Here is a 26,682-nt window from a genome sequence, read left to right as displayed (position 1 = left end):
TTTTTATCGCGCCAAACAAACCCGACAATCAGTTTTGCCTGCCAACAGTGTTTAGGGGTTTGCCCGCATTCAGGCTACCTGAAACCGGGCAAAACCATCTGCTGCCCCTTATGCCTCTTGGCGCCAGATTCTGTCCGTCTCCACCACCGCCGCCCACAATAACTGCTTTTGCTGCCGATTCAGCTGCTTGATGCGCCACTCTTCCCTGCCTGCTGCCGAACGGCTCAAACCCACGCTCAGCAAACGCATTTCCTTCACCCCGCGCGAACGGGTATAGCGGGCCGCTTGGCCGGCACAATGCGCCGCCCAACGTAAGGCCGGCCGGTTACTGATGCCGCAATAGAAAGTGTCGTCGGCACAGCGGATCAGGTACACGCACCACTGATTGGCCGCTTCGGCCATCCGGCTCCCTGCAGCGGTTTCTGGGCCGCATGCAACGGATTTGTCCATCTCTTCCTTTCCCAACTAATTGACTGCAACTTTTAGATCTTTCTATTGATGGCCTGAGACCTTTGCAAACCCCCCATCTGCGGCGCATTTCTGTGTTGTGCGTTTATGCTCTATGGGTACTGCTTGTTCGCTTGCCTATCGTGTGATATGTCTGTCCCACAGGGACTCCTTCGTTCGCCTCGCTGCGCTGCTACGCCTTGAACTGCATCCACATCTGGGGGTTTTGCAAAGGTCTCGGCCTATTCTTCGCCGATTAAGCTGCCCATGTTCAGTTAGCCTCCAATACCGTCCAAACCAAACCGATACAAAGATATAAATAAACCCAGAGTTTCTTGGTCCAGCGCCGCCGCAAACCGACTAGGCCGCTCCATTGCCGCACCCAATGGCACATAAGCAGAAAAAAGGAAGCCGAAGCTTCCTTTTTCAAAATTTGCAATTTAAGTTAAGCCAGAGCGGCTTTGGCTTTTTCAACCAATTGGGCAAAAGCCGCTTTGTCGAATACGGCCAAATCGGCCAATACTTTGCGGTCCAGCTCAATAGCGGCTTTTTTCAGGCCGTTCATGAATTTGCTGTAAGACAAACCGTGTTGGCGGGCACCGGCATTGATACGGGTAATCCACAACTGGCGGAATTGGCGTTTGCGCTGACGACGGTCGCGGTAGGCGTATTGGCCTGCTTTCATCACCGCCTGTTTGGCAACGCGATAGACGTTTTTACGACGGCCGCGGTAGCCTTTGGCTAACGCTAATACTTTTTTATGACGGGCACGAGCGGTTACACCGCGTTTTACGCGTGGCATGGTTCAAACTCCTTAAGCGTAGGGCAACATTTTAGCAACGGCAGCCAAATCGCGCTCGTTCACCATAGAGGTGCCGCGCAGTTGGCGTTTGTTTTTGGTGGTTTTTTTGGTCAGGATGTGACGCTTGAACGCATGGGCGCGCTTCACACCGCCGTTACCCAGTACTTTGAAGCGTTTTTTGGCGCTCGACTTGGTTTTCATTTTTGGCATGGGAAAACTCCATTCATTTATCGGATAAGGCATCAGGGGATTGCATGGCAATGCTTGAACCCAAACACCACGGTTTTTGGCCGCCTCAGGTTTGGCCGAAAGGCCGTTTTTTCCAAGCGGCGGCGGGCTTGAAAAACGCGAAATTATACGTTTATTTCTTCTTAGGTGCAATCATCATCACCATCTGACGGCCTTCCATTTTCGGGAACTGCTCCACAGTGGCCACTTCGGCCAGGTCGTTTTTCACGCGTTCGAGCAATTGGGCGCCGAATTCCTGGTGGGCCATTTCGCGGCCGCGGAAGCGCAGGGTCACTTTCACTTTGTCGCCGTCGGCAAGAAAGCGGTTGATGTTGCGCATTTTGATCTGGTAATCGCCTTCATCGGTGCCCGGGCGGAATTTGATTTCCTTGATTTGCACCATTTTTTGCTTTTTCTTGGCTTCGTCGCGCTTTTTGGACTGCTCGTATTTGTACTTGCCGTAATCCATCAGCTTGCAGACCGGCGGTTTGGCGGTGGGGGAAATCTCCACCAAATCCACATCCTGCTCTTCGGCCATGGCCATGGCTTCTTTGATGCTGACGACGCCGAGCTGCTCGCCGGTGCCACTGATTAAACGCACTTCTTTGGCGGTGATTTCGCCGTTAATCCGTGCTTCGCGTTCTTGTGCGATGATGAATTCTCCTGTGTTGGTTGGCTTGTTTCAGGCCGCTGTGTCTGTTTAAAGCGCCGCCTGCTGAAAAATCGCGCTATTTTAAACGTTTTACGCGGGGTTTGTGAAGAGCAGGCTACCTGAAAAGGCAGCCTTGCCGTTGTGGCAGGGGAAGCCGTTTGGGTATTGCTGTTGCATTTTCTGCTGATGGTTTTCCAGCATGGTCTGCGCATGCAAACCGCTGTATGCCGCAAATACAAACAGGACGCTTAAACAGACGATGCCCGCCCAGCCGATCAGTTTGGCGGGCAGGCCGGTGAGGATGCGGGTAGGGTGGAAGGTTTTTTGGCCGGGCGGCGGGTATTGCCCGCTTTTGAACGTGCGCAGTATCAAAGGCAGCATCCGCGCGGTCATGAAGATGCAAAGCAGCAGCGGGATGAGCGCGAACACGCCGTATATCACCACCGTGGTGCCGGGGATGCCGAGCAGGCTGCGGCAGGGGGCATCTTCGGCAAAGGTTTTGAGCCACGGAAAAAATCCAAACTGCAAAAAGGCCATAAAGGCCAAGGCGGGCAGGCCGAAGCGCAGGACGCGGTGCAGGCGTTCGGCGCGGCTGTATTCGGGGCGTATTCGGGCGGGCGGCGCATGGCTTTGCTTTCTCCGATTAAATTTGTCTTGCTTGATAATCGTTTTTTTTTTACAATAACAAAGAGATGGCGCAGCGGCGTTTGGCGCTTGCGGCCACTCTCCGATTTTCACACACTTTCTATCTTACGCAAAAGGGAAACAATCATGAAATACTGGAAACAGAACGGGCACGAATACGTATTGTCTGCACAATCCAAAATGACGGGGCTGCGCCTTGCGTTGGGCGTGCTGTGTATCGGTTTGGCCGTGGCGGCCAAGGTGCTGGCTTGGCACAACGCGGCGTTTTGGGGACCGTTGGTGCTCGGCACGCTGTGCGTGATTGCCGCGTTTGCGCGCAAGGGGCAGCGGATTGCCATCGATAGTGCCGCCAAAACCTTTCTGTATCCCAGTTCGGCCGTGGGCCTGGGGATGCAGGCGCTGCCGCTGCACGCTTTCCTGCGCTTTGAGGTGCATAAGGCGGAATACATGCGCTTTCCCCTGGGCGTGGACGTACACGCGTTTTTTCTGGACGGCGGCAGGGAAAAACGCTTTCTGCTCAAATCCAAGGGACTGACCCATTCCAGCGCCTGGGCGCAGGCATTGATTGACGAAACCGAAGCGCTGATTCATCAATACAAGGATTGAGTCATGAAGGAGCAAAGCGCGCACACGCTGACACTGGCTCCGTTTGCCGGTGATTTCCGCAAAGACATGGTCATTTCCCTGCCGCTGCTGGTCGTCGGCGGCATGGCCGGTTGGTTTTTGGAGCAGCCCGATTACAAAGGCATTGCATGGGGTTTGGCCGTTTGCGGCGCGGGTTTTGCCGCCTACCACCTGTTGCTTGCCCGACACCTGCGCATCGTATTTGATCTGGAAAGCCGCACCATTTACCGGGTAGGCCCGCTGGGCAAAAAGAAACTACTGCACTTTGACGAAGCCGAACTGCTGTATGAAACCGATGCTTTCGGCAAACACAGCGCCCACCTCGCCCGCAAAAGCGACCGCTACACTCCTGTGCAGCGCATCAGCAGTTATTTGTCGGCCAGTGAATGGCAGCGGTTTGAACGGGAGGAGCTGGCGGCGGTGAAATCCCTGCTGGACGGGGAATAAGGGTTGTGCCGCTGCGTGCGGTTTTTGTCGGGCGTGTTGAAAGGGCGTGGGACATGGGACGTATGCAATACGCCATATGCCTGTGCTGCCGTCCGCATATGGCGGCATGACGATACCGACGGCAAGGCACATGCCTGATAGGCTACCTGAAAATCGCAAGACTGCGGAAAAGGGAATGTGCCGGAAGCGGAAGCGGATGCTTGGCCTGCGTTTCGGGCGATTGGATGGTTTACACCGTTTGCTGCGGCGGGTTTACACCCGCCTTGCCTGCTGTTCAGGCAGCCTTGCCGTTTTAAGCCCGACGGAATGAAGTCAACAAAACAATGTCGGGCGTGAAGGCCCGACCTGCGTTTTGGTTATCCACGGCAGTGTGCAGGGTGGGTTTGCCAGCCCACCATGTGAATCACCCAAACCACGAACTGCGTAGATGCAGGGCGGGCATGCCTGTTCACCGTTTGGTTTGTCCGCAGATGGTTTCGTCCCTTCTGCGGGAGCGGCTTTCGGCCTTTGCGGTTTGCGGCGGGCAGGGATGCCCGCCCTACTTTTTGCGTCAAAGTATGCTGCTGAATTTATTCAGCAAAGTTGGCGGACAGCTCCTGCTGCAATTGTGCAATGAAGTCTTCCACTTTCATGCTGCCCAAGTCTTCGGCTTTGCGGCGCACGGCCACTTGGCCGTTTTCTTTTTCGTTTTCGCCCACTACGATTTGGTAGGGGTAGCGGTATTGGCTGTTGTCGCGGATTTTGTAGCTGATTTTTTCGTTGCGCAGATCAAGCTCGGCACGGAAACCAGCGGCTTTGAGTTTTTCGACCACTTCGCGGCAGTAGTCGGCCTGTTTTTCGGTGATGTTCATCACCACCATCTGCACGGGGGCAAGCCACAGGGGGAAGGAGCCGGCGTGGTTTTCGATGAGGATGCCGATAAAGCGTTCCATCGAGCCTAAGATGGCGCGGTGCAGCATCACGGGGCGGGCGCGGCCGTTGTCTTCGGTAACGTATTCGGCGCCGAGGCGTTCGGGCAATACGAAATCCAGCTGGATGGTGCCGCACTGCCATGAGCGGCCGATGGCGTCTTTAATGTGGTATTCCACTTTCGGGCCGTAAAACGCGCCCTCGCCGGGCAATTCTTCCCAAGCGATGCCGCAGGCGGTGAGCGCATCGCGCAAGCCCTGCTCGGCCTTGTTCCAGGTTTCGTCGGAACCGGCGCGTTTTTCCGGGCGCAGCGACAGCTTCACGGCCACCTGCTCGAAACCGAACTGGCGGTACACTTTCATCACCAATTCGTTGAACGCTTTGGCCTCGGCGGTAATCTGTTCTTCGGTACAGAAGATATGGGCATCATCTTGCACGAAACCCCTTACCCGCATCAGGCCGTGCAAGGCGCCGGAGGGCTCGTTGCGGTGGCAGGAGCCGAACTCGGCCAAACGCATGGGCAGATCGCGGTAAGAGCGCAGGCCGTGGTTGAAAATCTGTACGTGGCCGGGACAGTTCATCGGTTTAACCGCGTATTCGCGCTTTTCCGACTGGGTGGTGAACATATTGTCTTTATAGTTTTCCCAGTGGCCGGACTGCTCCCAGAAGGTTTTATCCAGAATCTGCGGGGTTTTGACTTCGCGATAGCCGGCAGCGTCCAGCTCGCGGCGCATGTGCTGTTCAATGGTTTGCCACAGCGTCCAGCCGCGCGGATGCCAAAACACCATGCCGGGCGCTTCGTCTTGTAGATGGAAGAGGTCAAGCTGTTTGCCCAGGCGGCGGTGGTCGCGTTTTTCCGCTTCTTCCATGCGCGTGATGTAGGCTTTCAGATCTTCTTTGCTGGCCCAAGCGGTGCCGTAAATGCGTTGCAACATTTCATTGTTGCTGTCGCCGCGCCAATAAGCCCCGGCCAGCTTGGTGAGCTTGAAATGCTTGAGGAAACGGGTATTGGGCACATGCGGGCCGCGGCACATGTCCACATATTCCTGATGGTGGTACAAGCCCATGGCTTCCACCTCGGGCATGTCTTCGATCAGGCGCAATTTGTAGTCTTCGGCGCGCTCGGCGAAGGTTTGGATGGTTTGCGCGCGCGGAGTCATCACCTTGATGACATCGTAATCCTGGGCAATCAACTCCTTCATACGCGCTTCAATCGCAGCCACGTCTTCGGGGGTAAACGGTTTGTCGGTAGCAATGTCGTAATAAAAGCCGTCTTCGATCACCGGGCCGATGACCATTTTGGCTTCGGGATACAGCTGTTTGACCGCATGGCCGACCAGGTGGGCGCAGGAGTGGCGGATGATGTCCACGCCTTCCGGGTCTTTCGGCGTGATGATTTGCAGCGCGGCATCGCGACTGATCACATCGCAGGCGTCCACCAAAACGCCGTCCACCTTGCCGGCCACCGTTGCTTTGGCCAGGCCGGCGCCGATGGAGGCGGCGACTTCGGCGACGGTAACGGGGGCTTGAAACTGACGGACGGAGCCGTCTGGCAGGGTAATATTGATCATCCGGTGCTCCAAAACCCAAACGGCAGGCTACCTGAAAGCATGCTGCGGGCGGCGGTAAATAGACAAACAACAAAAGCGCACGGAGCGGCTTTTGTTGTTTGGGAAACTGGTAGGCACGATCGGATTCGAACCAACGACCCCCACCATGTCAAGGTGGTGCTCTAACCAACTGAGCTACGTGCCTGCGAAAAGCGGGCATTATACCGATATCCGAAGGCGGCTGGCAAGCGCGCCAACTTGATTCGGCGGGCGCTGCGGCGGTCAGCCCGAATGGCTCGGCGCCTCTTCGAAGCCCACCACTTCCAAGCCGAATCCGGTGAGGCCGGTAAAGGAAGATGGCTTGCCCATCACCCGCATTTTCTTCACGTTCAGATTGGCCAGAATTTGGGCGCCGATGCCGTAGGTTTTGCTGTCCCAATGCCGCGCTTGATTCATGCCTTTGGGCAAGGTGCGGTCGAGCAGGGTGGCGCCGGTTTCGGTGCGGTGCATCAGAATAATCACGCCACTCTCGGCCTGCTGGATGCGCGCCAAGGCTTCAGGCAAAGGCCAAGAATGGCGCGGATTGGCCTGGAGGAAATCCATCACGCTAAACGGCTCGTGCACGCGCACCAGGGTTTCTTTGCACGCCTCCGGCTTGCCTTTCACCAGGGCCAGATGAGTTTCGCCGGAGAGTTTGTCCACATACACATGCTGCTGGAAATCGCCCCACGGGGTCTGCACCGGCGTATCGCCCATTTCTTCGAGCAGGCTCTCGGTGCGGCTGCGGTACTCGATCAGATCGGCGATGGTGCCGATTTTTAGCTGATGCTGCCTGGCAAATTCAATCAACTCGGGCATGCGCGCCATGGTGCCGTCGTCATTGATGATTTCGCAAATCACGGCAGCCGGAATCAGGCCGCACATCTGTGCCAGATCGACACCGGCTTCGGTGTGGCCTGCCCGCACCAACACACCGCCTTTCTGCGCCCGCAGCGGAAAAATATGGCCGGGCTGCACAATGTCTTCGGGCCGCGCCTGGGGCGATACCGCGGTTTGGATGGTGAGCGCGCGGTCGGCGGCGGAAATGCCGGTGGAAATGCCGTTGGCCGCCTCAATCGACACGGTGAAATTGGTGCCGTACTGAGCACCGTTTTTCTGCGTCATCATCGGCAGACCGAGATTTTCCACCATATTTTCGTCCATCGGCAGACACACCAGGCCGCGGGCGTGTTTGATCATAAAATTAATGGCTTCTGGGGTCACAAATTGGGCGGCCATCAAGATATCGCCTTCGTTTTCGCGGTCTTCGGCATCGGTGATGATGACCATTTTGCCGGCTTTGATGTCGGCCAGAATTTCGGGGATGGAGGAGATGTGGCTCATGGTGGGTTTCGTTTCGTGTGCGGTAGGGAAAAAGGGCGGGCCGTCGCCGTGGTCGGCGTCCAGCCACATGGCGGGCATGCCGGCATCCCGCTCGATTTTGCGGGCTTTCTTTTCGCCGAAGGATTTGCTTTTCAGCAAACCCGACAGCTCGCCCGGGTTGATGCGGGCGGCATCGGCAAAAGCAGACTGCCGGCCGCCGTACAAGCGGTTGATCCAGCAGCGCAGATTGTGGCGGCGCAATTCGGTGGGGCTCATGGCATGTCAAAAAAATCAACTGACGCGATTCTAAAATCGGATTTACCAAATGGCAAATAATTTAGATACACACTACCGAAAGAATCAGAAAAATAAATGACCATTTGGTAAATTTCATTAACAGGCTACCTGAAACCGTTGGCAAGCAATCGGTTAAGGACAGAAAAGCCTGCGCAGTCGTTTTCAGGTAGCCTGTGCCCGCTTTGCTGCTGTTTACGTGCCGATTTTTTCCAGCAACTTTTGTTTCAGCAACAATTGGAAAGCGGTTTGATCCAATTGCGGATGACGGATCAGAAAGCTGTCCTCCACCCGCTCGTCCAGCGTGGCGATTTTGGCGTGCCGCAGACTGATGTTGAGCTCGGACAAAACATCGGCGATGTCGGCCAGCAAAAAACGTCGGTTGGCGGCAATGATTTCCAACACATATTCGCCTGGCGCCTCCTCCGCGCTCAGCAGAATGCGCGGCGCAATCGGCAGGTGGCGCAGACGGCGGCTGGCCGCTTGGGAAACGTCCCGCTGCGGCTGCGGCTTCAGCAACACGAAACCGTTGAGTGCCTGCTGCAAACGGCGGCGGATGCGGGTTTGGTCGGCAGCATCGCAGCCCGGCGGCAGCTGCAATACAAACGTGTCGAGAATGTGATTGTGATCCGTCACATAAGCCTGGGCGGACAAAATGCTCAGGTTGTGGTGGCCGAACAGGCGGCACAAGCCGGCGAACAGCCGCTCTCGATTGGGCATCAGCACCAACACCTGCAAACCGCCGGTATCCGGCAAGAAACGCATATGGGCCTGCGGCTGCTCCGGACTGCCGGCAATCAGCGACATATGCCAATTGATCACGGCTTCGTCATGGCGGACAAAATAAGCCGGACCGAGCAACTGCCACAAGCGGCGGCAGCCGGCCTCGTCCAAGCCTGACGCTTCAAGCTGCGCCCTTGCCGACTCCTGCCGGCGGCTCACCGCCAGCCTGCTGTCGGCGGCTTTGCCCTGAAAATGCGCCAAGGCCAAACGGTAAAGGCTCTCCAACAGGCCGGCCTTCCAAGAATTCCAGATTTTCGGATTGGTGCCGCGGATATCGGCCACCGTCAGCAAATACAAGGCACTCAGCCGCTCCTGGCTGCCGACGCGGCGGCAGAAACGCGCCACCACCTCCGGGTTGTGAATATCCTCCTTCTGCGCCACCAGCGACATCAGCAAATGGTCTTCCACCAACCAAGCCAACAAATCGCTCTCCTCCGCCGACAAAAAATGGTCGGCGGCAAAACGGCGGGCATCGGCTATGCCCAACTGCGCATGGTCGCCGCCGCGGCCTTTGGCAATATCGTGAAACAAGGCGGCCAAATAAAGAATGTGCGGCTGCCCAAACGCTGCCATCAAACCGGAAGCAAACGGCAGCTCGTGGCTGTGGGCATCCAGCGCCAAACGGCGCATATTGCGCACCACCATCAGAATGTGGTCGTCCACCGGATAAACGTGAAACAAATCATGCTGCAGCAGGCCGACGATTCGCGCCCATTCGGGCAGATAGCGGCCGAGCACGCCGTAGAGATTGAGAAAGCGCAGCAGATGGGTGAGGCCGCCGCCGTGACGGAAAAAGCCGACAAAGCGGCCCCGGTTGACCGGATTGGCGTAAAAAGCGGCATTGACCTGCTTTTGCGCCGCCTGCCACCAAGCACGCAAGGTTTGCGGCGCGAGGCCGGACACATCGCTGTGCTGCTGCCAAAGGGATAAGATTTTGAAAATATGGCTGGGCTGGCGGCGGAAAATGGTTTTGTCTTTTACCGCCAACAGATTACCCACCTGGTAATAATCGGCGTCGATGTCGCGCACCACCCGCGGCAACACCGAATATACTCGGCCGCGCAGCATGGGCAGCAAAATCCCGTTGAGCTGTTTGACCGCCTTGGTAGCACGGTAAAGCGTACGCATCAGCTGTTCGCTGCGGCGGTGGGCCTCCGCGTCGTGATGGCCCAGCGCAGCGGCTACCTGAAGCTGCAAATCGAAAATCAGCCGCTCTTCCGCCCGCCCGGCGGCCAAATGCAGCTCGATGCGGATGCGGGCCAGGCGGCGGTGACTGTTCATCAACACCCCCCATTCGGTGCGGCTGAGAATGCGCCGCTGCACCAAGCTGCCGCTTTGCGGCGCCATGCCCTGTACTTGGGCCAGCCACAACATGGTATGGATGTCGCGCAGGCCGCCGGGGCAGGTTTTGACATTCGGCTCCAGCAAACTGCCAGCCTGCGCCTTGGCATGGCGCTGCTGCATCTCCAACAGTTTGCCTTCGATAAAGCCCACCACATCGCGTTGCAAGTCTAAGGCACGCGCCAAACGCTGCGCCACCCCCGCATCTCCGCACAAAAGGCGCGACTCCAGCAAAGCGGTGTCGCCGGTGAGGTCCTCCGCCGCGCTGGCACACAATTCGGCAATGCTGCCGCTTTTCAAGGCCGGCGCCAAACCGCAATCCCATAACTGCTGCACCAGCATTTCCGCCGCCGACTGTTGGGCCGGCGTCAGGGCCGCATCGGCGGCCAAGGCCAGGTCGATATCGGAGAAAGGATAAATTTCGCCGCGCCCAAACCCGCCGGTGGCCAACAGACACAAGCCCTCGGTATCTGGCAGGGCTTGCCATAAACCGGCCAGCAGTTGTGCCAACGCCGCCCCGTATTCGCGGAAAAAAACCTGCGGATTGCGGTGGCGGCGGTAGTCGGCAATGATGTCGGCCTTGCGGCGGGCAAGTTCGGCGGCGAGGGGGGTCATCGGGCGGGGCTTTCAGGTAGCCTGAGACCTTTGCAAAACCCCATCTGCGGCGCATTTCTGCGTTGTGCGCTGCTCGCTCACTTGCCTATCTAGATGATATGTCTGTCCCACAGGGATTCCTGGCGTTCACGTTCGCTGCGCTGCTACGCCTTGAACTGCATCCACATCTGAGGGTTTTGCAAAGGTCTCAGCCTTTCAATGGCGGGGTTGGCGGTGGTTGTGGTAATCGACGATGCGGGCCAACACCATATTGCACCAGTCGTCCAAACAGTTTTCGTCGAACAAATCGTTGTTTTCCACCAAGTCGTCCAACCAATTAAGGGCACGAACCAGGCGTTGCAAATTGACGGGTGTGTACGCCGCCGGCACGGCCGGCAGCTCGCGCTGCAGACGGGCCAAACCTTCGTCGCACAAACCGTCCCACTCGCCGAGCTGGCAAGATTCGCACAAATCCTCGGCAATGCGCACCAATTCTCCGCCTTCGTTGCTTTGCTGGTAAAGGGTTTCGGCTTCAATGCCGTAAGGGCTGTGGCGGAAGTCGTCATACCAACGCTCGAAAGCCAAGCCGTCGAAATGTTTAGGGCAAAAGCGGTCGGGCAAGTCGGCCAGCAGGGTTTCCAGCTCCTCCTCGGTATAAAAACAGCCGTGCGAACCTTCGCGCGCACCGTCGGGAACCTCGCCCCAATAATAGCCGCTGAATTCCTCGTACATGATTTGGAAAGTCTGCTCGTCTTCGTCCACCAGGCCGAGAAAATCGCCGTGCAGCCGCAACCGGGCCAAATAGGCGGGCAACTCGGCGGCGGCCACGGGCAGCGGAGATTCGCTGTCGATGTGGGCGTCGTCTTCGTAGAAAGAATAAAAAATTCGGTAGGTCGGCTGCATGGCTTCTGTGGCAACGGTGGGGAAGCGGAAACGGCTTTCAGGTAGCCTGAGACCCTTGCAAAACCCCATCTGCGGCGCATTTCTGCGTTGTGCGCTGCTCGTTCGCTTGCCTATCTATATGATATGTCTGCACTCACTGCGCTGCTACGCCTTGAACTGCATCCACATCTGGGGTTTTGCAAAGGTCTCAGCCTGAAAACGGCGAGGGGTTTATTTTTGCTTGGGGCGGAAAGCAGGGCAAACGGCGGCATCGGTTTCGATAAAGCCGCCGCCGATCAAATCCACGCAGTAGGGAATGGCGCCGAACAGACCCGGCACCACCACGCTGCCGTCTTCTGCGCATACGCCGCCCAAAGTTTCGGCGATGGCCCTCGGCCAGCCGGGCAGATTCACGATTAAGCTGCTGCCGCGGATGCCGGCGGTTTGGCGGGACAAAATGGCGGTGGGCACATAGTGCAGGCTGATGCGGCGCATCTGCTCGCCGAAGCCGGGCAGCTCTTTGTCCAATACCGCCAAGGTGGCTTCCGGCGTGACGTCGCGCGGCGCGGGGCCGGTGCCGCCGGTGGTGAAAATCACATCGCAATGCTCTTGGTCGGCCATGTGGATGAGCATGCTTTCGATTTCATCTTGGTCGTCGGGAATCAGGGCTTCCACATAACGGACGGGGTTGCGCACAGCCCGATCCAGCCAATTTTTAAGCGCGGGAATGCCTTCGTCGGCATACACGCCGCTGCTGGCGCGGTCGCTGGTGGCAATCAGGCCGATGGCGATGGGGGAAAGAGTATTCATGGCGGCGGTACCGGCAAACGGGAAAGCCGCATTGTACCCGATTGCCCGCTTACTTTGGGCACGGTCTGCGCGGCAACGGCAAGAAACAAAAACCGGCCGCCGAAGCAAGCCGGAAACCGGTATCAAACACTGACTGGCCGGAACTGCCCGCCACAATTTTCAGGCTACCTGAAAGCCGAAAACTTATGGCTTTTGCGCCGCCAAACACTGTTCCTGACGTTGCAGGAATGCCTGCGCCCCGCCGAGCTTGCCCAGCTGGGCTTCGGTGTCGAGCTTAGAAAAGTTGCGCAAATCCGCATCACTCAGCTTAGCCAAAGGCTCTTCCCACACGCAGCGGCAGAACGGCTCAATCACGCGCTCGGTTTGCCCCTGCAGGCCGTGCTTGGCCAAATCGTTTTCCCATTGCGGCGAGAACGGCATGTTTTTCACGCACGATTCCACAATGTGGGCGGTGGCCTGAGACTGGGTCAGCGCGCAGCGCGACAGCAGGCCGAAGCCGAGAAACAGCAGCGCAATCACCCACAGCCAAATGCGGATGGTGCGGATTTTTTTGCGCGAGCGCTGATATTCTGCCTGCTGTTCGGGCGTGAGCGGGGATTTTTCCTCAGCCATGCAGGCTCTCCATGCGGATCATGGTAACCGGCGCGGCCACGCGCGGCAGCGCTTCGATTTGCGCGATGGCGGATTGGATGCGTTTTTCCTGTGCGCGGTGGGTAAGAATCACGATTTCCGCGGTTTGGTGGTTGATCACGCCTTTTTGGATCAGCGCTTCAATCGATACGCCTTGCGCCGCCAGAATACCGGCAATGTCGGACAACACGCCCGGCTCGTCTTCGGCGGACACGCGCAGATAATAGCTGCTGATGATTTCTTCGATGGGCAGCACGCGCAGGGTTTCGCCGCTTTGACGGAAGGCCAACGGTGGCACGCGGTGGGCACTGTCAGCATTCAGCAGGCGGGCGATGTCGATGATGTCGGCCACCACCGCGCTGGCGGTGGGCGACGCGCCGGCGCCGGCGCCGTAATACAAGGTTTCGCCCACCATATTCGACTGCACCAATACCGCATTCATCACGCCTTCCACTTTCGCCAGCAGGCGGCATTCGGGAATCAAGGTCGGGTGTACGCGCAACTCGATGCCCTGCTCGGTTTTGCGGGTGATGCCCAAGAGCTTGATGCGGTAGCCCAGCTCTTCGGCGTAGCGGATGTCTTGGCTTTCCAGCTTGCTGATGCCTTCCAGATAGCAGGCGTCAAAATGGATGGGGGTGCCGAAGGCCAGCGCCGACATGATGCTCAATTTGTGCGCGGCATCGTGGCCTTCGATGTCGAAGGTCGGATCGGCCTCGGCATAACCGAGCTGCTGCGCCTCTTTCAGCACATCGGAAAACGCGCTGCCGTGATCGCGCATTTCGCTGAGAATGAAATTGCTGGTACCGTTGATGATGCCGGCCACCGATTGGATCTGGTTGGCCGCCAAGCCCTCGCGCAACGCCTTGATGATGGGGATGCCGCCGGCCACTGCCGCTTCGAACATCACCATCACATTGTGCTTATCAGCCAGGGCGAAAATTTCGTTGCCGTGCTCGGCCAGCAGTTTTTTGTTGGCGGTCACCACATGTTTGCCGTTTTCAATGGCGCAGATCACCGCTTCTCGGGCCACATCGGTGCCGCCGATCAATTCCACCACAATGTCCACTTCCGGATGGGCGGCTACCTGAAACACATCGGTGCCCACGGCGGTGCCGGGCGGACACAAACGCTCGGCGCGCTCGGCATTGCGGCTGGCAGCGGCGGTGACCACCACTTCCCGGCCCAAGCGGCGGGCGATTTCGGCAGTATTGGCCGCCAACAGTTTCACCGTACCGCCGCCGACGGTACCCATTCCCAAAATGCCGATTCTCACTGGCTGCATGATTGCTCCTTGTGTATGATGCTGCGCTCGGGCGCCTGCCCGCCGATTCCGAATAACAAAAGGCTGCTATCTTAGCCGAAAAAAACGGTTTGTAGAACCTGAAAATGCGGCAACGCAGCAAAACGGCGATCGCGATCCGTCATCACCAATATCAAGCTCGCTGTATCTGCCCAAGCCGCTTGCGCCCGGCAGCCTGCCGCAGCGGTTTTCGCCCTTCAGGTAGCCCAATCCAACCGCCACAGAAAGCCCCATATGCTGATACAAGAACACCAGGCCGACGGCACCCTGCAGATCGAGGCCTACCGCCCCGGCCAACTGACGGTCAACGGTCACACCCTCAGCGAAGCCGTCCTCATCGACACCGGCCACACCCTGCGCCCTGCCGGCCTCGCCGCCCCGGCCGATCTGCAGGCCGAACATTTCGATGCCGCCCTTGCTGCCAAACCCGAAATCATCCTCATCGGCACCGGACCGAAACAGCAATTTATCCACCCCCGCCTCACCGCCCGCGCCGCCGCGGTCGGCGTAGGCGTGGAGTGCATGAGCACCGAAGCGGCCTGCCGCACCCATATGCTGCTGCAAAGCGAAGGCCGCCGCATCTGGGCCTGGCTGTGGCCGTAAAGCCTGCGGCGAAATCCTCATCCTTGCCCCGCCCTACCCCGCTTTCAGGTAGCCTTTCCGCGCCGCGTTCCGTTATAATCGCGCCGCCACATCATATTGAATAAAAGGCGCAGCCGCGCCGCCCTATCCGGAGCACAGCATGTACCACTATCAATCCGAAGCCACCCAATTTCTCAACCAATATCTGGAAGAGCATCCCGAAGAAGCCGCCCGTCGTCTGAAAAACCGCGCCCTGCTGTGGGATGTCGAACTCAACCCCGAAGAGCAGGCCGATTTCGAAGCCGCCAAGCTGCCGAAAAAACCCTACGCCTACCAGCCCGACTGAAACACCCGTCCCGTCGCGCCATGACCGCCGCCACCCGCCACCTGCCTGCCGATCTGGCCGGCTACTTGAAGCGCATCAACCCCGCCGAAGCCGATGTATTGGCCAATTTGCGGCGCACCACCGCCGAGCACCGTCTGGGCAAGATGCACATCGCCCCCGAGCAGGCGCAGCTGCTGGCGTTTCTGGTCAAACTCACCGGCGCCAAACGCTGCCTAGAAGTCGGCGTGTTCACCGGCTACAGCAGCACCGCGCTGGCGCTGGCGCTGCCCGAAGACGGCCGCCTCACCGCCTGCGACATCAATGTTACCTTCACCGACATCGCCCGCCGCTGCTGGCAACAGGCCGGCGTGGCCCACAAAATCACCCTCCATCTGCAGCCGGCCCTGATCACCCTCGACCAGCTGATCGCCAACGGCGAAGCCGGCAGCTACGACTTCGCCTTCATCGACGCCGACAAACCGCCGACCACCCACTATTACGAACGCTGTCTGCAACTGGTTCGCCCCGGCGGCCTCATCGCCATCGACAACCTGCTGCTGGGCGGCCGCGTCTGCCACGATCCCGCCCCCGCCGAGCCGCCCTCACTCGAAGCCGTTCGCCGCTTTAACCGCGCACTGCAAAACGATGCGCGCATCGACGCCCTCACCCTGCCCTTGGGCGACGGCCTCACCCTGCTACGCAAACGCCATTCGGAGGAAACCCCATGCGCCTGACCGCCGTTTTCGCCGCCTTACTGGGCCTCAGCGCCTGCGGCAGCCTCACCCCCGTGCCCCATCCGCCAGCAACGGAACACGCCCCGGCCGACCAGCGCATCGATATCCAACTCAACGCCCACACTGAGCAAATCGGCCAACTTCAGCAGCAAATCAGCGAATTGCGCCAACAAATCGCCGAACTGCAAAACAAACAGCAAGCAGCGCCCGCCGCCGACAGCCGCCCCGCCCGAGGCAGCACCGCCACGCCGGCTGCCCCCGTCCCGGCCGCTGCGGCACAAAACAGCCACGACCAAGCCTACCGCCAGGCACGCAGCCTTTACCAAAACGGCCTCTACCGCCAAGCCCTGCACCACCTCAGCTTTGCCGAGCGCAACGGCAGCGGCAGCCAAACCGAGCAAAACGCCCTCTTCCTGATGATGCAAAGCCACGAAAAACTGCGCAATTGCGAATCCGTCATCATCAGCGGCCAGCGCTTCGCCACCCGCTTCGCCGCCAATCCGAAAGCGGCCGAAGCCCTGTACAGCGTGGGCAGCTGCCAATGGAATATGCAACAGCGCGACATCGCACGCGACACCTGGCGCAAACTGATGCAGACTTATCCCAACAGCCCGGCCGCCCGCCGCGCCCACCAACGCATCCAAAACAACCGCTAAACACCGAGGCTACCTGAAACCGGCTTGGGCCGTGTTTTCAGGTAGCCTCTTCACTTCCCAACGTTTCACAAAGGACCCCGCCATGACCCAAATCGGCATTATCATGGGCAGCAACAGCGACTGGCCGGTGATGCAGCACGCCGCCGAATTCCTCGACCGCTTCGGCATCGCCTACGAAGCCCTCGTCGTTTCCGCCCACCGCACCCCCGATTTGATGTTCGAATACGCCGAAACCGCTCGCGAACGCGGCCTGCAAGCCATCATCGCCGGTGCCGGCGGCGCCGCCCACCTACCCGGCATGGTGGCGGCCAAAACCACCGTCCCCGTACTCGGCGTGCCCGTGCCCAGCAAATATCTGCGCGGCGAAGACTCCCTGCTCTCCATCGTTCAAATGCCCAAAGGCGTGCCGGTGGCCACCTTTGCCATCGGCGAAGCCGGCGCCGCCAACGCCGCCCTGTTTGCCGTCTCCCTGCTGGCCAACCAATCGCCCAAACTGGCCCGCCAGTTGGCCGAATTCCGCGAACAGCAAAAGCAAACCGTATTGGGCATGAGCCTGCCGCCGCAGGCATAACTCCCCACAGGTCCCATCTTCGCCGCCGGGCGTGCCATCCTGCCAACAAACCGCCCGCTGCAGCGTCGATTTGTTCGCCAAAGCGATGCCGCTGTGCGAAAATCCGCCCCGTTATAACCGCAACCCACACAAGGACCGTTCCGAATGACGCAGGAAACCGCTTTGGGCGCCGCGCTGAAATCAGCCGTGCAAACCATGAGCAAAAAGAAACAAACCGACATGATTGCCGACCATATTTACGGCAAATACGATGTCTTCAAACGCTTCAAACCGCTGGCATTGGGCATCGACCAAGATTTGGTGGCCGCCCTGCCCCAATACGATCCCGCCCTGATTGCCCGCGTGCTGGCCAACCATTGCCGCCGCCCGCGCTATCTCAAATCCCTCGCCCGCGGCGGCAAACGCTTCGACCTGAACAACCGCTTCAAAGGCGAAGTCAGCCCCGAAGAGCAAACCATTGCCCAACAGCATCCGGCAGTGAAAGAAATGCTGGAAAAGCAGGCCGCCAAACAGGCCGAACAAAACGCCGAGGCCGCAGCCGAGCCGACTGCGCCGGCCGAAACCGCCGCTCCTGCGGCAGACACCAACGAATAAGCCGGTTGTTGAAACGCTTTCAGGTAGCCTGTTCAGCAGAGCAGGCTACCTGAAATGCTGTTTGCCCCATATCATCGGCAACACCCTTTCCCAAGCGACAACAGACGGCAGCAATACACCTGCTCCGCTGCCGCCTGACTGCTTAAGCCAATGAAACAGCCGAAACCCTTGCTCAAGTTTCGGCTGTTTTGCCAACGCCAGCGCATACCTTGCCATCCTGCCATGCAGTCAACCATCTGGCCGCCGGCGAAACCGCGATTACCCCGCCACCACAAAATTGCGCACCGCACGCACCGCATCGGGCAGCTCACCCGCGGTCAGACCGATGGGACCGCAGCCCTGTGCCGCCAACAACTCGGCCGCCGCGCCGTGCAGCCACACACCGGCCGCCGCCGCCTCATAGGGCGGCAAACCCTGTGCCAGCAGCGCCGCAATCAAACCGCTCAACACATCGCCGCTGCCGGCCGTGGCCAAACCCGGATTGCCGCTGTCGTTCTCCTCAATCCGCCCCTGAGGATTGGCCACCAAACTGGCATGCCCCTTCAGCACGATATGGCAGCCGTAACGTTCGGCCAAGGCCAGCGCCGCACGGCGGCGGTTGTGCTGCACCTCGGCAGTGCCGCAGCCCAATAAACGGGCCGCTTCCAAAGGATGCGGCGTCAAAATCGTATTCGCCGGCAAGGTTTGCGGCGTAACGGCCAGCAGATTCAAAGCATCCGCATCCAATAGCAAAGGGGCACTGCTCTCTGCCACTTTGGCCACAGCGGCACGCAACAGGCTTTGCCTGGCTTCGTTCTGGCCCAAACCGCAACCGACCGTGTACACGCTCGCATCCTGCCGCTGCAACAAAGCCGCCGCCGTCGCCAGCATGATTTCGGGATGGGCAGGCAGATAAGGCATTGGCAGCTGCTCCTGGGCAAACCCCAGCCACACCTTGCCCGCCCCGCCCTTCAAAGCCGCCACCGCCGCCAATACCCCGGCTCCGCTCATGCCCTCGCTGCCGCCGATTACCGCCACCGTGCCGTAGCTGCCCTTATGGCTGTCGGCGGCACGCGGCCGCACCAAGCGGGGAAAACGCTGGCGGACGCTGTGCAAGCGGGCGGGCGGCAGAATACGGGTAAGCGGCATATCATTCTCCTAGGGTGGCTTTCAGGTAGCCCGATAAAAAAGCATCCGTCGGGCGCTGATGCGCATCAGCCCCGACGGATGCCGTTCAACACCGGACACAAGCCGGCTCAACCGGCATTATTCCCACTCAATCGTGGCCGGCGGTTTGCCGCTGACGTCGTACACCACGCGGTTGATGCCGCGTACTTCATTGATGATGCGGTTGGACACTTTACCCAGCAGCGAATAAGGCAGTTCGGCCCAATGGGCGGTCATGAAGTCGCTGGTGACGACGGCGCGCAGCGCCACCACATATTCGTAAGTGCGGCCGTCGCCCATGACGCCGACGGATTTGACCGGCAGGAACACGGCAAAGGCTTGGCTGGTGAGGTCGTACCAAGAAGTGCCGTTTTCATCGAAGTTGTTACGCAGCTCTTGGATGAAAATATCGTCGGCGCGGCGCAGGAGGTCGGCGTATTCTTTTTTCACTTCGCCGAGAATGCGCACGCCCAAGCCGGGGCCGGGGAAGGGGTGGCGGTATACCATTTCGCGCGGCAGGCCCAGCGCCACGCCGAGTTCGCGCACTTCGTCTTTAAACAGGTCACGCAAGGGCTCGAGCAGCTTCAGATTGAGGGTTTCAGGTAGCCCGCCGACGTTGTGGTGGCTCTTGATAGCATGGGCTTTTTTGGTTTTGGCACCGGCGCTTTCGATCACGTCGGGATAAATCGTGCCTTGCGCCAGCCATTTGGCGTTTTGGCGTTTGCCGGCTTCGGTTTGGAATACTTCGACAAATTCGGCGCCGATGATTTTGCGTTTTTGCTCGGGGTCGGTGACGCCGGCGAGCTTGCCCATGAAGTCGTCGGTGGCATCGACGTGAATCACGTTGACGCCTAAGTTGCGGGCAAACATGTCCATCACCATTTGGCCTTCGTTCAGGCGCAAGAGGCCGTGGTCAACGAATACGCAGGTGAGTTGGTCGCCGATGGCGCGGTGGATCAACGCCGCGGCTACGGAAGAATCCACGCCGCCGGACAAGCCGAGAATCACTTCGTCGCTGCCCACTTGCTCGCGGATTTTGGCCACGGCTTCGTCGATGTAGTTGGGCATGGTCCAGCTGGGTTGTGCGCCGCAGATGTCGAGCACGAAGCGGTTGAGCAAGGCGCGGCCTTGTTTGGTGTGGGTCACTTCGGGGTGGAATTGGATGCCGTAGAATTGTTTTTCGGCGTGCTCCATCATGGCCACCGGGCAGCTCGGCGTGTCGCCGATGATGCAGAAGCCTTCGGGCAGCTTGGATACTTTGTCGCCGTGGCTCATCCACACGTCCAGCGTGTTAGGCTGGCCGTCTGCAAGGCCGCGGGTCAGTTCGCTGTCGATGGTTTTCACTTGGGCGTAACCGAATTCGCGTTGGTCGCCGGGCGACACTTCGCCGCCGAGATGGTGCGCCATAAACTGCATGCCGTAGCAGATGCCGAGCACGGGAATGCCCAGCTCGAAGATGCCGGTGTCGGCCTGATAGTCGGAGTTGTAAACGGAATTGGGGCCGCCGGAAAGAATAATGCCTTTGGGATTGAAGGCTTTGATGTCTTCCAAAGGCATGTCGTAAGAGTGCAGTTCGCAATACACATGGGCTTCGCGCACGCGGCGAGCGATGAGTTGGGTGACTTGCGAGCCGAAATCGAGAATGAGGATTTTGTCTGGGGTCATGATAAAAGAATCAGAAATCAATCAAATAAAGAAACAAGCAAAAACTTAGGGAGTCGGCATCAAGCTGCGGTAGCGTTGCCGCAAAACCGGCATCGGGGTGGATTGGCGGCATTCGGCAAGCACCGTGTCGCGCTGGCGCGGCACAGGATTGCCCAACACCATTTTTAAAGCTTCGTTCATGCCCTCAGGCGAAGGCACGGTATTAATCTGCTGCTTATCTCGCACACAACGGTCGGTTTGCCGCTGAATGGCTTCCATCACATCCATGACTTCCTGCCGTTCGGCCGGGCTCATGACTTCCACACACCGAGCCGCAAAGATAAACGCCGCATCGATATCAGCAGACGCAGAGCCGCAAGGTATGGCTTCGGCTGGGGTGAATGCAGCCAAAGGCAGCAGCAGCAACGAAAACAGTTTGTGTTGCATGGATATCTCCTCAATAGCAAGGCTTCGGCAGGCTACCTGAAAAGCGCCATCCGGGCCGTCAGGCAAACAGCTTGCGTACTTCCGCGCCCACGTCATCGGCGCGCATAAAGGTTTCGCCGATGAGAAAGCTGTGCACACCGTGCCCGCGCAGATACTGCACGTCTTCACGGTGGCGGATGCCGCTTTCGGCCACCACCATATGCCCGGCCAATTCGGGCAGCAGGTCCAAAGTGTGTTGCAGGCTCACTTCGAAGGTGCGCAGATTGCGGTTGTTCACCCCGCGCAGCGGCGTACTCAGGCGGCGGCATTTGTCGAGCTCTGCCGCTTCGTGTACTTCCAACAGCACGGCCATGCCCAATTCGTGGGCGATGCCCTCGAAGGTTTCCAGCTGGTCCGCGCTCAAAGCGGCGGCAATCAGCAGCACCGCGTCTGCGCCCCAAGCACGGGCTTGGTAGATTTGGTACTCATCCACCATAAAGTCTTTGCGCAACACCGGCAGGGCAACGGCGGCGCGGGCGGCTTTCAGGTAGCCTTCATGGCCTTGGAAATACTGCTCGTCGGTCAGCACCGACAAACAGGCCGCGCCTGCCGCCTCATAAACGCGGGCCAGCGCTTCGGGATGAAAATCGGCACGAATCAGCCCCTTGCTCGGGCTGGCTTTTTTGATTTCGGCAATCAAAGCCGCCTCGCCCGCGGCATGTTTGGCGCGCATGGCGCCTACAAAATCGCGCGCCGGCGGCATATCGGCCGCCTGGGCGCGCATTTGGGCCAAAGGCTGCGCCGTACGGGCGGCAGCCACTTCCTGATGTTTGGTGTTCAGAATCCGGTTCAGAATATCGCTCATGGGCACTCACAAATCGGGCAGGCTGATCTGCCGCTGTTGGCGGACATGGAAATGTTCCAAGCTTTCCAAACCGTGCAAGAAGCGCGACAGTTCGAGCAAAGCGCCTTGGTACACGTCTTTTTTGAAGTCGATCACTTCATCTATCGGCGCCCAATACTCATGCCAGCGCCAGGCATCGAACTCGGGCTGGCTGCTGGCACGCAGATGCACGTCGCTTTCGCGGCCGGTGAGGCGCAGCAGATACCAAATCTGTTTTTGGCCGCGGTAAGAACCGCGCCATTGGCGGCGGATCCAGTTGCTCGGCACATCGTAGCGCAGCCAGTCGCGGGTGCGGCCGAGGATTTTCACATGATGCGGCAACAGGCCGACTTCTTCCAGCAGTTCGCGGTACATGGCGGCCTCGGGGCTTTCGCCGGGCTTGATACCGCCCTGCGGAAACTGCCACGAATGCTCGCGCACACGCTTACCCCAAAACACCTCGTTGCGGTGGTTGGTAATGATGATACCGACATTGGGGCGATAACCTTCTCTGTCCAGCATGATTCTTTCGCCCGGAAATATAAAAATGGCAGCGATTTTCCCATAAAACGCCGCATTCGGCAAAGGCAGACACGGCGGCCAAACCGGCACCGCGGCTTATTTCACCGTCCAGTCCACCCAACCCAGCTGCCAAGTCAGCAAGATAATGCCGCCGAAGATAATGCGGTAATAGGCGAAGGGCACATAGTTTTTGCTCGACACGAAACGCAGCAGCGCTTTTACCGCGAGCAAACCCGCCGCAAAAGCCGCCACAAAGCCGATGGCGATCAGGCCGATGTCCTGCCAGGTAAAAACGTGCAGGTTTTTCACCATGCTGTAGCCGGTGGCTGCAATCATCACCGGCACGGCCAAGAAAAAGGAAAATTCGGTGGCCGCCTTGCGCTCCAAACCCCACATCATGCCGCCCATGATGGTGCTGCCGGAGCGGGAAGTGCCGGGAATCAGCGCCAGAATCTGCGCCAGCCCGACCACCAGCGCATCGCGCGGCCGCATGTCGTCCACCGTCGCCACTTTGGGCGCCCGGTTTTGCTGGCGTTTCTCAATCCACAAAATCAGAAAACCGCCAACCACCAAAGCCGCGGCCACACTGATGGGGTTGAACAAAACCTGTTCGATAAAATCGTCAAACAGCAGGCCCACCACCGCAGCAGGCACGAAGGCAATCATCAGATTGCCCACAAAACGGTTGACCTGACGGTCTTTGCCGATGTGGGTGAGCACATGGGCAAAGCGGCGGCGGTATTCGAATACCACGGCCAACACCGCGCCCAACTGAATGGCGATTTTAAAGGCGGTGTATTCGCTGTCGAAACCGATCAGATTGCCGGCCACAATCAAATGGCCGGTACTGGAAATCGGCAGAAACTCGGTCAGCCCTTCCAAAATACCAAGCAACAGGGCTTTCAAAGCAAGCATCACATCCATAAAACGGGCTTTCAAACGTTTTCAGGTAGCCTTGATTTGCACCAAGGCTACCTGAAAAAGAAAAACAATTATTGGTTGGCCTGACGGGCAAAGGAGCCGCCGCGGCTTGGCAAAACGGCTTTGGGCGCGGCAGCCGGCATACCGCGCTCGGTGCGCACTTTCGCCACCAGTTCGTCCAAGGTTTTCATTCCCGCTTCAAAACCGTTGGCAAAAGTCAGCTCGTATTTGCCACCCACAATCACTTGCGGAGTGCTTTGGATTTGATAGCGTTCGGTCAGCTGCTGCATATTGTGTGCGGCGGCAGACGATTTCGGGTCGTCATAAGCGGCCAACAGTTTGCTGCCGAATGCCTGCTGCTGCGCCCAAGCGCGGAAAGTGGCCTCGTCGCCCAGATTTTTGCCTTCATTGATTACCGCTTGGAAAATGGCCGGATTCGCCTGACGCTTCACGCCGGCTTGGTTCACCGCCGCCAGCAGACGGGCGAACGGCAGGTGCTGGGGCTGCCACACCACATGTTCGGTGCGGTATACCGTGTCTGCAGGCAAGGTGCGGACATGCCGCAGGATAATGGGGTCCAAACGCTGGCAGTGCGGACAGAAATAACCGAAAAACTCCACCACTTCGATTTTATCGGGCTGTACGGCTTCAATCACATTGCTGCGCACAATATAGTCTTTGCCTTCCACGGCTTCGGCCTGCACCACGGCAGCGCTTAAGGCCGTGCAGACGGCAAACAAAACGGTTTTCAGTTTTTTCATGATGGTTCTCTAGAAGACTGGGGGTTTGAAAAATATGGGAAAGTGGGCAGGGTAAGCCGGACAATGTTTCAGGTAGCCTGAGACCTTTGCAAAACCCCCATCTGCGGCGCATTTCTGCGTTGTGTGCTGCTCACTCGCTTGCCTATCGTGTGATATGTCTGCACTCGCTGCGCTGCTACGCCTTGAACTGCATCCACATCTGGGGGGTTTGCAAAGGTCTCAGCCTGGCTTCAAGCTACCTGAAAACCGCCACATTATAGCGGACCTTGCGGCGGCAAGGTTTATTCGGCGCTGCGGGTCAGGCTGTCGATATTGTTTTGGCGCAGTTTCTCGGTCAGCCGTTGCGCTTCTTCTCTGCTGAGGCGGCCGCTTTGGATGCGGTAAACGGTTTGACCATCTTTGCCTGTGGCACGGCTGAGGCGGGCATTCACACCGAGCATGGCCAGTTTGGCGCGTTGTGCATCGGCCGCTTCGGCATTGTTGAAGGAACCCATCTGCACCACCACCCGGCCGCCAGGTGCCGCTTCGGCAGGACGGTTTGCGGCACGGCTGCCCTGCTGCTCGCGGCGCACCTGTTCGCGTGCTTTTTCCACGCTGCCGCTGTTGAGAATCTGCTCCGGAGTGGGCTTGGGATCCGGCCGCGGCTCACGGGCTGGCGGCTTGGGTTCTGCAGGCTGGCGCGGCTTCGATTCGGCCGTGCCGCGATGGTCGGGCTTAGGCGCCGGCACCGGCTGTGCTTCGGGCTTGGGCTCGTCTTCCGCTTGCGACGGCACGGCCGGCGGGGTAGCCGCTTCGGAAGCATCATGTTCGGCAACCTCACCCCAAGGGTCGGCCAAGCCGCCGTCTTTCGGTGCCGACACAGGCGCTTGGGGACGCACTCTTGAGCCTCTCGGTGTCAACTCTTCCGGCTGAGACACCACCTCCGGCGGCGGATCGGGCTGGCGGAAACCTGAAGGGGTATGGTTCAGGAAAAACAAAACCGCGCCGATGATCAGCGTGGCCAACAACAGCCCGAAAATAAAGCCAGTCAGGCCTTTGCCGTGGTTTTTTTGCATAAGACAGGAAATCGGGTAAAAACGGTGGCGTATTCTAGCAAAGCTGTTTGACGGGGCGGAAACGCTTTTACACCTTCTTTACAGCCCGATAAAGAGCTGTTTATGAGAGCCTTAAATAAGGGTTCAAGAGACATTTGCCGGGTCAGCGTGGGCAATGGGACGGCATCGCCAAAGACAACCGCCACTTTATCAATGCCGTCTTGTGGATTCTTAGAACCGGTACGCCTTGGCGCGACCTGAGACCTTTGCAAAACCCTCAGATGTGGATGCAGCTCAAGGCGTAGCAGCGCAGCGAACGCAGACATATCATATAGATAGGCAAGTGAGCGAGCAGCGCACAACGCAGAAATGCGCCGCAGATGGGGGTTTTGCAAAGGTCTCGACCTGTCTCCAGACTGCAGCGACTGGAAGAATGTTCATCCCCGCTTCTGTCGTTGGCGTGATTTGCCGACAAAGGCTACGACAGTGATGTGATTGTCCGGCAGGCGCAGCATCAGAGCATGCAGGTGCAAATTCTGCCATGAAAGAACCGCAAGCGCCGCGTACGTTTGATAAACATCTGTACCGCCATCGGTATTTGGTGGAAAAACGCCGCCAGATGATGCAGGCATGGGCCGATTATTTATTCAGCGTCGTGGCTGCCTGAAGCCCCAAGGCAAGGGGGTGTCAGTTTGGGGCTACCCTTGGCCTGCATGGTGATTTCCACCATAGAGGAGCTTGACGCCGTTCCGTACCAAAAAGTAAAGGGTGCCTCAGTTTGGGGCCTCCCTTACCTGCTTCGGTATTTTACCCATCCGTATATTGACGCTATACATTGGTAACTGTATAGTTTCACTACACATAAGGCGATTTGTATGATTAAGAGTTTCAAGCACAAGGGCTTGCAAAAATTCTTTGAAACCGGCAGCAAAGCAGGCATTCAGGCCGCCCACGCCAATAAGCTGCGCCTGCAATTGATGGCATTGAACCGTTCCGTAGGCCCCGAAGATATGAACGCCCCCGGCTGGAATTTGCACCCGCTGACCGGTGATTTAGCCGGGTATTGGAGCATCAAGGTAAACGGTAATTGGCGAATGACTTTTCGCTTTGAAGACGGCCATGCCGAAGTCGTGGATTATCAGGATTATCATTAAAAGGAGATTGGTTATGAATATGCACAATCCCCCACATCCGGGTTTGGTTTTGTATGAATATTTGGGCGAAACCAGCGTTACCGAAGCCGCAAAGCGTTTGGGCGTTACCCGCGCCGCTTTGTCCCGTATTTTGAACGGTAAGGCATCCATCACTGCGGAAATGGCTGTACGCTTGGCTATTTTGCTTGGCACGTCTAGCACCTTGTGGCTGGGTATGCAAAATGATTACGATTTGTGGCAAGCCGAACAACGCCCGCATGATTTTGTGGTGCCGCTGAGCGTGGCTCTGGCCTGATCCAAACCGCCTTCGGGCGGTTTTTTGATGGGCGGCATGGCAGAACGCCACGAACATGGCAAATTGCCACGGGCCGACACAATAAAGAACCACCCCCGTTTCTTTGGGGGTGGCTCTGTTTTTTTGGGAAGGGG

At 58.4% G+C, this 26,682-nt stretch carries 31 protein-coding genes, 1 tRNA gene and 4 pseudogenes; 14 read left to right on the top strand and 22 right to left on the bottom strand.

Features of this window, described 5'->3' with window-relative positions; genetic code table 11:
• Window positions 1-108: 108 nt before the first annotated feature.
• The 5 genes from HMPREF9371_RS01340 to HMPREF9371_RS01320 form a co-directional block, all read right to left on the bottom strand.
• On the bottom strand, window positions 109-450 hold the full coding sequence (locus HMPREF9371_RS01340) for a GIY-YIG nuclease family protein (RefSeq protein ID WP_332247800.1): 342 nt from the start codon (window positions 448-450) through the stop codon (window positions 109-111).
• Window positions 451-892: 442 nt separating this feature from the next.
• Window positions 893-1,249 carry a 50S ribosomal protein L20 gene (rplT, locus tag HMPREF9371_RS01335; protein ID WP_009118009.1) on the bottom strand — a complete coding sequence of 119 codons (357 nt, stop codon included), beginning with the start codon at window positions 1,247-1,249 and terminating at the stop codon, window positions 893-895.
• A 12-nt stretch (window positions 1,250-1,261) separates the two neighbouring features.
• Window positions 1,262-1,459, bottom strand: a complete 198-nt coding sequence (rpmI, locus tag HMPREF9371_RS01330; protein WP_040659925.1) for a 50S ribosomal protein L35 — start codon at window positions 1,457-1,459, stop codon at window positions 1,262-1,264.
• 151 nt (window positions 1,460-1,610) lie between these two features.
• Window positions 1,611-2,132 carry a translation initiation factor IF-3 gene (infC, locus tag HMPREF9371_RS01325; RefSeq protein ID WP_083813950.1) on the bottom strand — a complete coding sequence of 174 codons (522 nt, stop codon included), beginning with the start codon at window positions 2,130-2,132 and terminating at the stop codon, window positions 1,611-1,613.
• Window positions 2,133-2,219: 87 nt separating this feature from the next.
• Complete coding sequence (locus tag HMPREF9371_RS01320) at window positions 2,220-2,867, bottom strand: hypothetical protein (protein ID WP_009118004.1); 648 nt, start codon at window positions 2,865-2,867, stop codon at window positions 2,220-2,222.
• 33 nt (window positions 2,868-2,900) lie between these two features.
• On the opposite strand from HMPREF9371_RS01320, the gene HMPREF9371_RS01315 reads away from it, so the two are divergent.
• A complete protein-coding gene (locus HMPREF9371_RS01315) occupies window positions 2,901-3,380 on the top strand; it encodes a hypothetical protein (protein WP_009118003.1) in 480 nt (159 codons plus the stop codon).
• Window positions 3,381-3,383: 3 nt separating this feature from the next.
• Complete coding sequence (locus HMPREF9371_RS01310; protein ID WP_009118002.1) at window positions 3,384-3,845, top strand: hypothetical protein; 462 nt, start codon at window positions 3,384-3,386, stop codon at window positions 3,843-3,845.
• A gap of 569 nt (window positions 3,846-4,414) precedes the next feature.
• Here the strand turns inward: HMPREF9371_RS01310 and thrS are convergent.
• The 4 genes from thrS to glnD form a co-directional block, all read right to left on the bottom strand.
• Window positions 4,415-6,325 carry a threonine--tRNA ligase gene (gene thrS, locus HMPREF9371_RS01305; protein WP_009118001.1) on the bottom strand — a complete coding sequence of 637 codons (1,911 nt, stop codon included), beginning with the start codon at window positions 6,323-6,325 and terminating at the stop codon, window positions 4,415-4,417.
• A 107-nt stretch (window positions 6,326-6,432) separates the two neighbouring features.
• Window positions 6,433-6,509, bottom strand: a tRNA-Val gene (locus HMPREF9371_RS01300).
• Between the two features lie 77 nt (window positions 6,510-6,586).
• The gene (gene ribBA / locus HMPREF9371_RS01295) at window positions 6,587-7,942 is read right to left on the bottom strand and encodes a bifunctional 3,4-dihydroxy-2-butanone-4-phosphate synthase/GTP cyclohydrolase II (protein WP_009118000.1); all 1,356 of its coding nucleotides are present in this window, start codon (window positions 7,940-7,942) and stop codon (window positions 6,587-6,589) included.
• A gap of 213 nt (window positions 7,943-8,155) precedes the next feature.
• Window positions 8,156-10,699: a [protein-PII] uridylyltransferase gene (glnD, locus tag HMPREF9371_RS01290; protein WP_009117999.1), complete on the bottom strand. Its 2,544-nt coding sequence runs from the start codon at window positions 10,697-10,699 to the stop codon at window positions 8,156-8,158.
• A gap of 30 nt (window positions 10,700-10,729) precedes the next feature.
• Here glnD and HMPREF9371_RS12975 point away from each other — a divergent pair.
• Window positions 10,730-10,893 (top strand): annotated as a pseudogene (locus tag HMPREF9371_RS12975) (two-component sensor histidine kinase); the annotation flags it as partial.
• 1 nt (window position 10,894) lies between these two features.
• Here HMPREF9371_RS12975 and HMPREF9371_RS01285 read toward each other — a convergent pair.
• From HMPREF9371_RS01285 to HMPREF9371_RS01270, 4 genes are all read right to left on the bottom strand, one after another.
• Window positions 10,895-11,650, bottom strand: a complete 756-nt coding sequence (locus tag HMPREF9371_RS01285) for a hypothetical protein (RefSeq protein WP_009117998.1) — start codon at window positions 11,648-11,650, stop codon at window positions 10,895-10,897.
• A 141-nt stretch (window positions 11,651-11,791) separates the two neighbouring features.
• On the bottom strand, window positions 11,792-12,370 hold the full coding sequence (gene mog / locus HMPREF9371_RS01280) for a molybdopterin adenylyltransferase (RefSeq protein WP_009117997.1): 579 nt from the start codon (window positions 12,368-12,370) through the stop codon (window positions 11,792-11,794).
• Between the two features lie 183 nt (window positions 12,371-12,553).
• Window positions 12,554-12,982 carry a hypothetical protein gene (locus HMPREF9371_RS01275; RefSeq protein ID WP_009117996.1) on the bottom strand — a complete coding sequence of 143 codons (429 nt, stop codon included), beginning with the start codon at window positions 12,980-12,982 and terminating at the stop codon, window positions 12,554-12,556.
• A complete protein-coding gene (locus HMPREF9371_RS01270; RefSeq protein ID WP_009117995.1) occupies window positions 12,975-14,282 on the bottom strand; it encodes a homoserine dehydrogenase in 1,308 nt (435 codons plus the stop codon). Before HMPREF9371_RS01270 ends, HMPREF9371_RS01275 begins: the two co-directional genes overlap by 8 nt.
• A gap of 252 nt (window positions 14,283-14,534) precedes the next feature.
• On the opposite strand from HMPREF9371_RS01270, the gene HMPREF9371_RS01265 reads away from it, so the two are divergent.
• From HMPREF9371_RS01265 to HMPREF9371_RS01240, 6 genes are all read left to right on the top strand, one after another.
• Window positions 14,535-14,903 (top strand): Mth938-like domain-containing protein, encoded by a 369-nt coding sequence (locus HMPREF9371_RS01265; RefSeq protein WP_009117993.1) that lies wholly within the window; start codon window positions 14,535-14,537, stop codon window positions 14,901-14,903.
• 139 nt (window positions 14,904-15,042) lie between these two features.
• Window positions 15,043-15,228 (top strand): DUF3460 family protein, encoded by a 186-nt coding sequence (locus HMPREF9371_RS01260; RefSeq protein ID WP_009117992.1) that lies wholly within the window; start codon window positions 15,043-15,045, stop codon window positions 15,226-15,228.
• 20 nt (window positions 15,229-15,248) lie between these two features.
• Complete coding sequence (locus HMPREF9371_RS01255; protein WP_009117991.1) at window positions 15,249-15,941, top strand: class I SAM-dependent methyltransferase; 693 nt, start codon at window positions 15,249-15,251, stop codon at window positions 15,939-15,941.
• Window positions 15,932-16,597 carry a tetratricopeptide repeat protein gene (locus HMPREF9371_RS01250; protein ID WP_009117990.1) on the top strand — a complete coding sequence of 222 codons (666 nt, stop codon included), beginning with the start codon at window positions 15,932-15,934 and terminating at the stop codon, window positions 16,595-16,597. Before HMPREF9371_RS01255 ends, HMPREF9371_RS01250 begins: the two co-directional genes overlap by 10 nt.
• Before the next feature lie 82 nt (window positions 16,598-16,679).
• Window positions 16,680-17,168: a 5-(carboxyamino)imidazole ribonucleotide mutase gene (purE, locus tag HMPREF9371_RS01245; RefSeq protein ID WP_040659923.1), complete on the top strand. Its 489-nt coding sequence runs from the start codon at window positions 16,680-16,682 to the stop codon at window positions 17,166-17,168.
• A gap of 144 nt (window positions 17,169-17,312) precedes the next feature.
• The gene (locus HMPREF9371_RS01240; RefSeq protein ID WP_009117988.1) at window positions 17,313-17,762 is read left to right on the top strand and encodes a ProQ/FINO family protein; all 450 of its coding nucleotides are present in this window, start codon (window positions 17,313-17,315) and stop codon (window positions 17,760-17,762) included.
• Window positions 17,763-18,020: 258 nt separating this feature from the next.
• Here HMPREF9371_RS01240 and HMPREF9371_RS01235 read toward each other — a convergent pair whose 3' ends face one another.
• The 7 genes from HMPREF9371_RS01235 to HMPREF9371_RS01205 all read right to left on the bottom strand — a co-directional run bounded on the left by HMPREF9371_RS01235 (window position 18,021) and on the right by HMPREF9371_RS01205 (window position 24,065).
• A complete protein-coding gene (locus tag HMPREF9371_RS01235; RefSeq protein ID WP_009117986.1) occupies window positions 18,021-18,890 on the bottom strand; it encodes an NAD(P)H-hydrate dehydratase in 870 nt (289 codons plus the stop codon).
• Window positions 18,891-19,007: 117 nt separating this feature from the next.
• Window positions 19,008-20,573 carry a glutamine-hydrolyzing GMP synthase gene (gene guaA / locus HMPREF9371_RS01230; RefSeq protein ID WP_009117985.1) on the bottom strand — a complete coding sequence of 522 codons (1,566 nt, stop codon included), beginning with the start codon at window positions 20,571-20,573 and terminating at the stop codon, window positions 19,008-19,010.
• A 45-nt stretch (window positions 20,574-20,618) separates the two neighbouring features.
• Complete coding sequence (locus HMPREF9371_RS01225) at window positions 20,619-20,999, bottom strand: hypothetical protein (protein ID WP_040659921.1); 381 nt, start codon at window positions 20,997-20,999, stop codon at window positions 20,619-20,621.
• A 58-nt stretch (window positions 21,000-21,057) separates the two neighbouring features.
• Entirely contained in the window at window positions 21,058-21,843 is a 786-nt protein-coding gene (gene trpC / locus HMPREF9371_RS01220) for an indole-3-glycerol phosphate synthase TrpC (RefSeq protein WP_009117983.1), read from the bottom strand.
• Window positions 21,844-21,849: 6 nt separating this feature from the next.
• On the bottom strand, window positions 21,850-22,383 hold the full coding sequence (locus HMPREF9371_RS01215; RefSeq protein WP_040659919.1) for an RNA pyrophosphohydrolase: 534 nt from the start codon (window positions 22,381-22,383) through the stop codon (window positions 21,850-21,852).
• Window positions 22,384-22,479: 96 nt separating this feature from the next.
• Window positions 22,480-23,307: an undecaprenyl-diphosphate phosphatase gene (locus tag HMPREF9371_RS01210; RefSeq protein WP_009117981.1), complete on the bottom strand. Its 828-nt coding sequence runs from the start codon at window positions 23,305-23,307 to the stop codon at window positions 22,480-22,482.
• 68 nt (window positions 23,308-23,375) lie between these two features.
• On the bottom strand, window positions 23,376-24,065 hold the full coding sequence (locus HMPREF9371_RS01205; protein ID WP_009117980.1) for a thiol:disulfide interchange protein DsbA/DsbL: 690 nt from the start codon (window positions 24,063-24,065) through the stop codon (window positions 23,376-23,378).
• A gap of 32 nt (window positions 24,066-24,097) precedes the next feature.
• Here HMPREF9371_RS01205 and HMPREF9371_RS12970 point away from each other — a divergent pair.
• Window positions 24,098-24,291: pseudogene (locus HMPREF9371_RS12970) on the top strand (hypothetical protein); the annotation flags it as partial.
• Window positions 24,292-24,346: 55 nt separating this feature from the next.
• Here HMPREF9371_RS12970 and HMPREF9371_RS01200 read toward each other — a convergent pair.
• Window positions 24,347-25,120, bottom strand: a complete 774-nt coding sequence (locus tag HMPREF9371_RS01200; RefSeq protein ID WP_009117979.1) for an SPOR domain-containing protein — start codon at window positions 25,118-25,120, stop codon at window positions 24,347-24,349.
• 131 nt (window positions 25,121-25,251) lie between these two features.
• Between HMPREF9371_RS01200 and HMPREF9371_RS11235 the strand changes: the two are divergent.
• Window positions 25,252-25,365 (top strand): annotated as a pseudogene (locus tag HMPREF9371_RS11235) (transposase); the annotation flags it as partial.
• On the opposite strand, the pseudogene HMPREF9371_RS13840 reads toward HMPREF9371_RS11235, so the two are convergent.
• A pseudogene (locus tag HMPREF9371_RS13840) lies at window positions 25,357-25,494 on the bottom strand (signal peptidase); the annotation flags it as partial. The pseudogenes HMPREF9371_RS11235 and HMPREF9371_RS13840 overlap by 9 nt on opposite strands.
• Window positions 25,495-25,640: 146 nt before the next feature.
• Here HMPREF9371_RS13840 and HMPREF9371_RS13985 point away from each other — a divergent pair.
• From HMPREF9371_RS13985 to HMPREF9371_RS01190, 3 genes are all read left to right on the top strand, one after another.
• Window positions 25,641-25,766 (top strand): hypothetical protein, encoded by a 126-nt coding sequence (locus HMPREF9371_RS13985; protein ID WP_009117977.1) that lies wholly within the window; start codon window positions 25,641-25,643, stop codon window positions 25,764-25,766.
• 208 nt (window positions 25,767-25,974) lie between these two features.
• On the top strand, window positions 25,975-26,253 hold the full coding sequence (locus tag HMPREF9371_RS01195; protein ID WP_009117976.1) for a type II toxin-antitoxin system RelE/ParE family toxin: 279 nt from the start codon (window positions 25,975-25,977) through the stop codon (window positions 26,251-26,253).
• A gap of 13 nt (window positions 26,254-26,266) precedes the next feature.
• Window positions 26,267-26,548 (top strand): HigA family addiction module antitoxin, encoded by a 282-nt coding sequence (locus HMPREF9371_RS01190; protein ID WP_009117975.1) that lies wholly within the window; start codon window positions 26,267-26,269, stop codon window positions 26,546-26,548.
• The last annotated feature ends 134 nt before the right edge of the window (window positions 26,549-26,682 follow it).

Origin of the sequence: Neisseria shayeganii 871, assembly GCF_000226875.1 — a bacterium.
Lineage (GTDB): Bacteria > Pseudomonadota > Gammaproteobacteria > Burkholderiales > Neisseriaceae > Eikenella > Eikenella shayeganii.
Note: the sequence above shows the minus strand (reverse complement) of the source record. Positions and strands in the feature narration are given on the sequence as shown.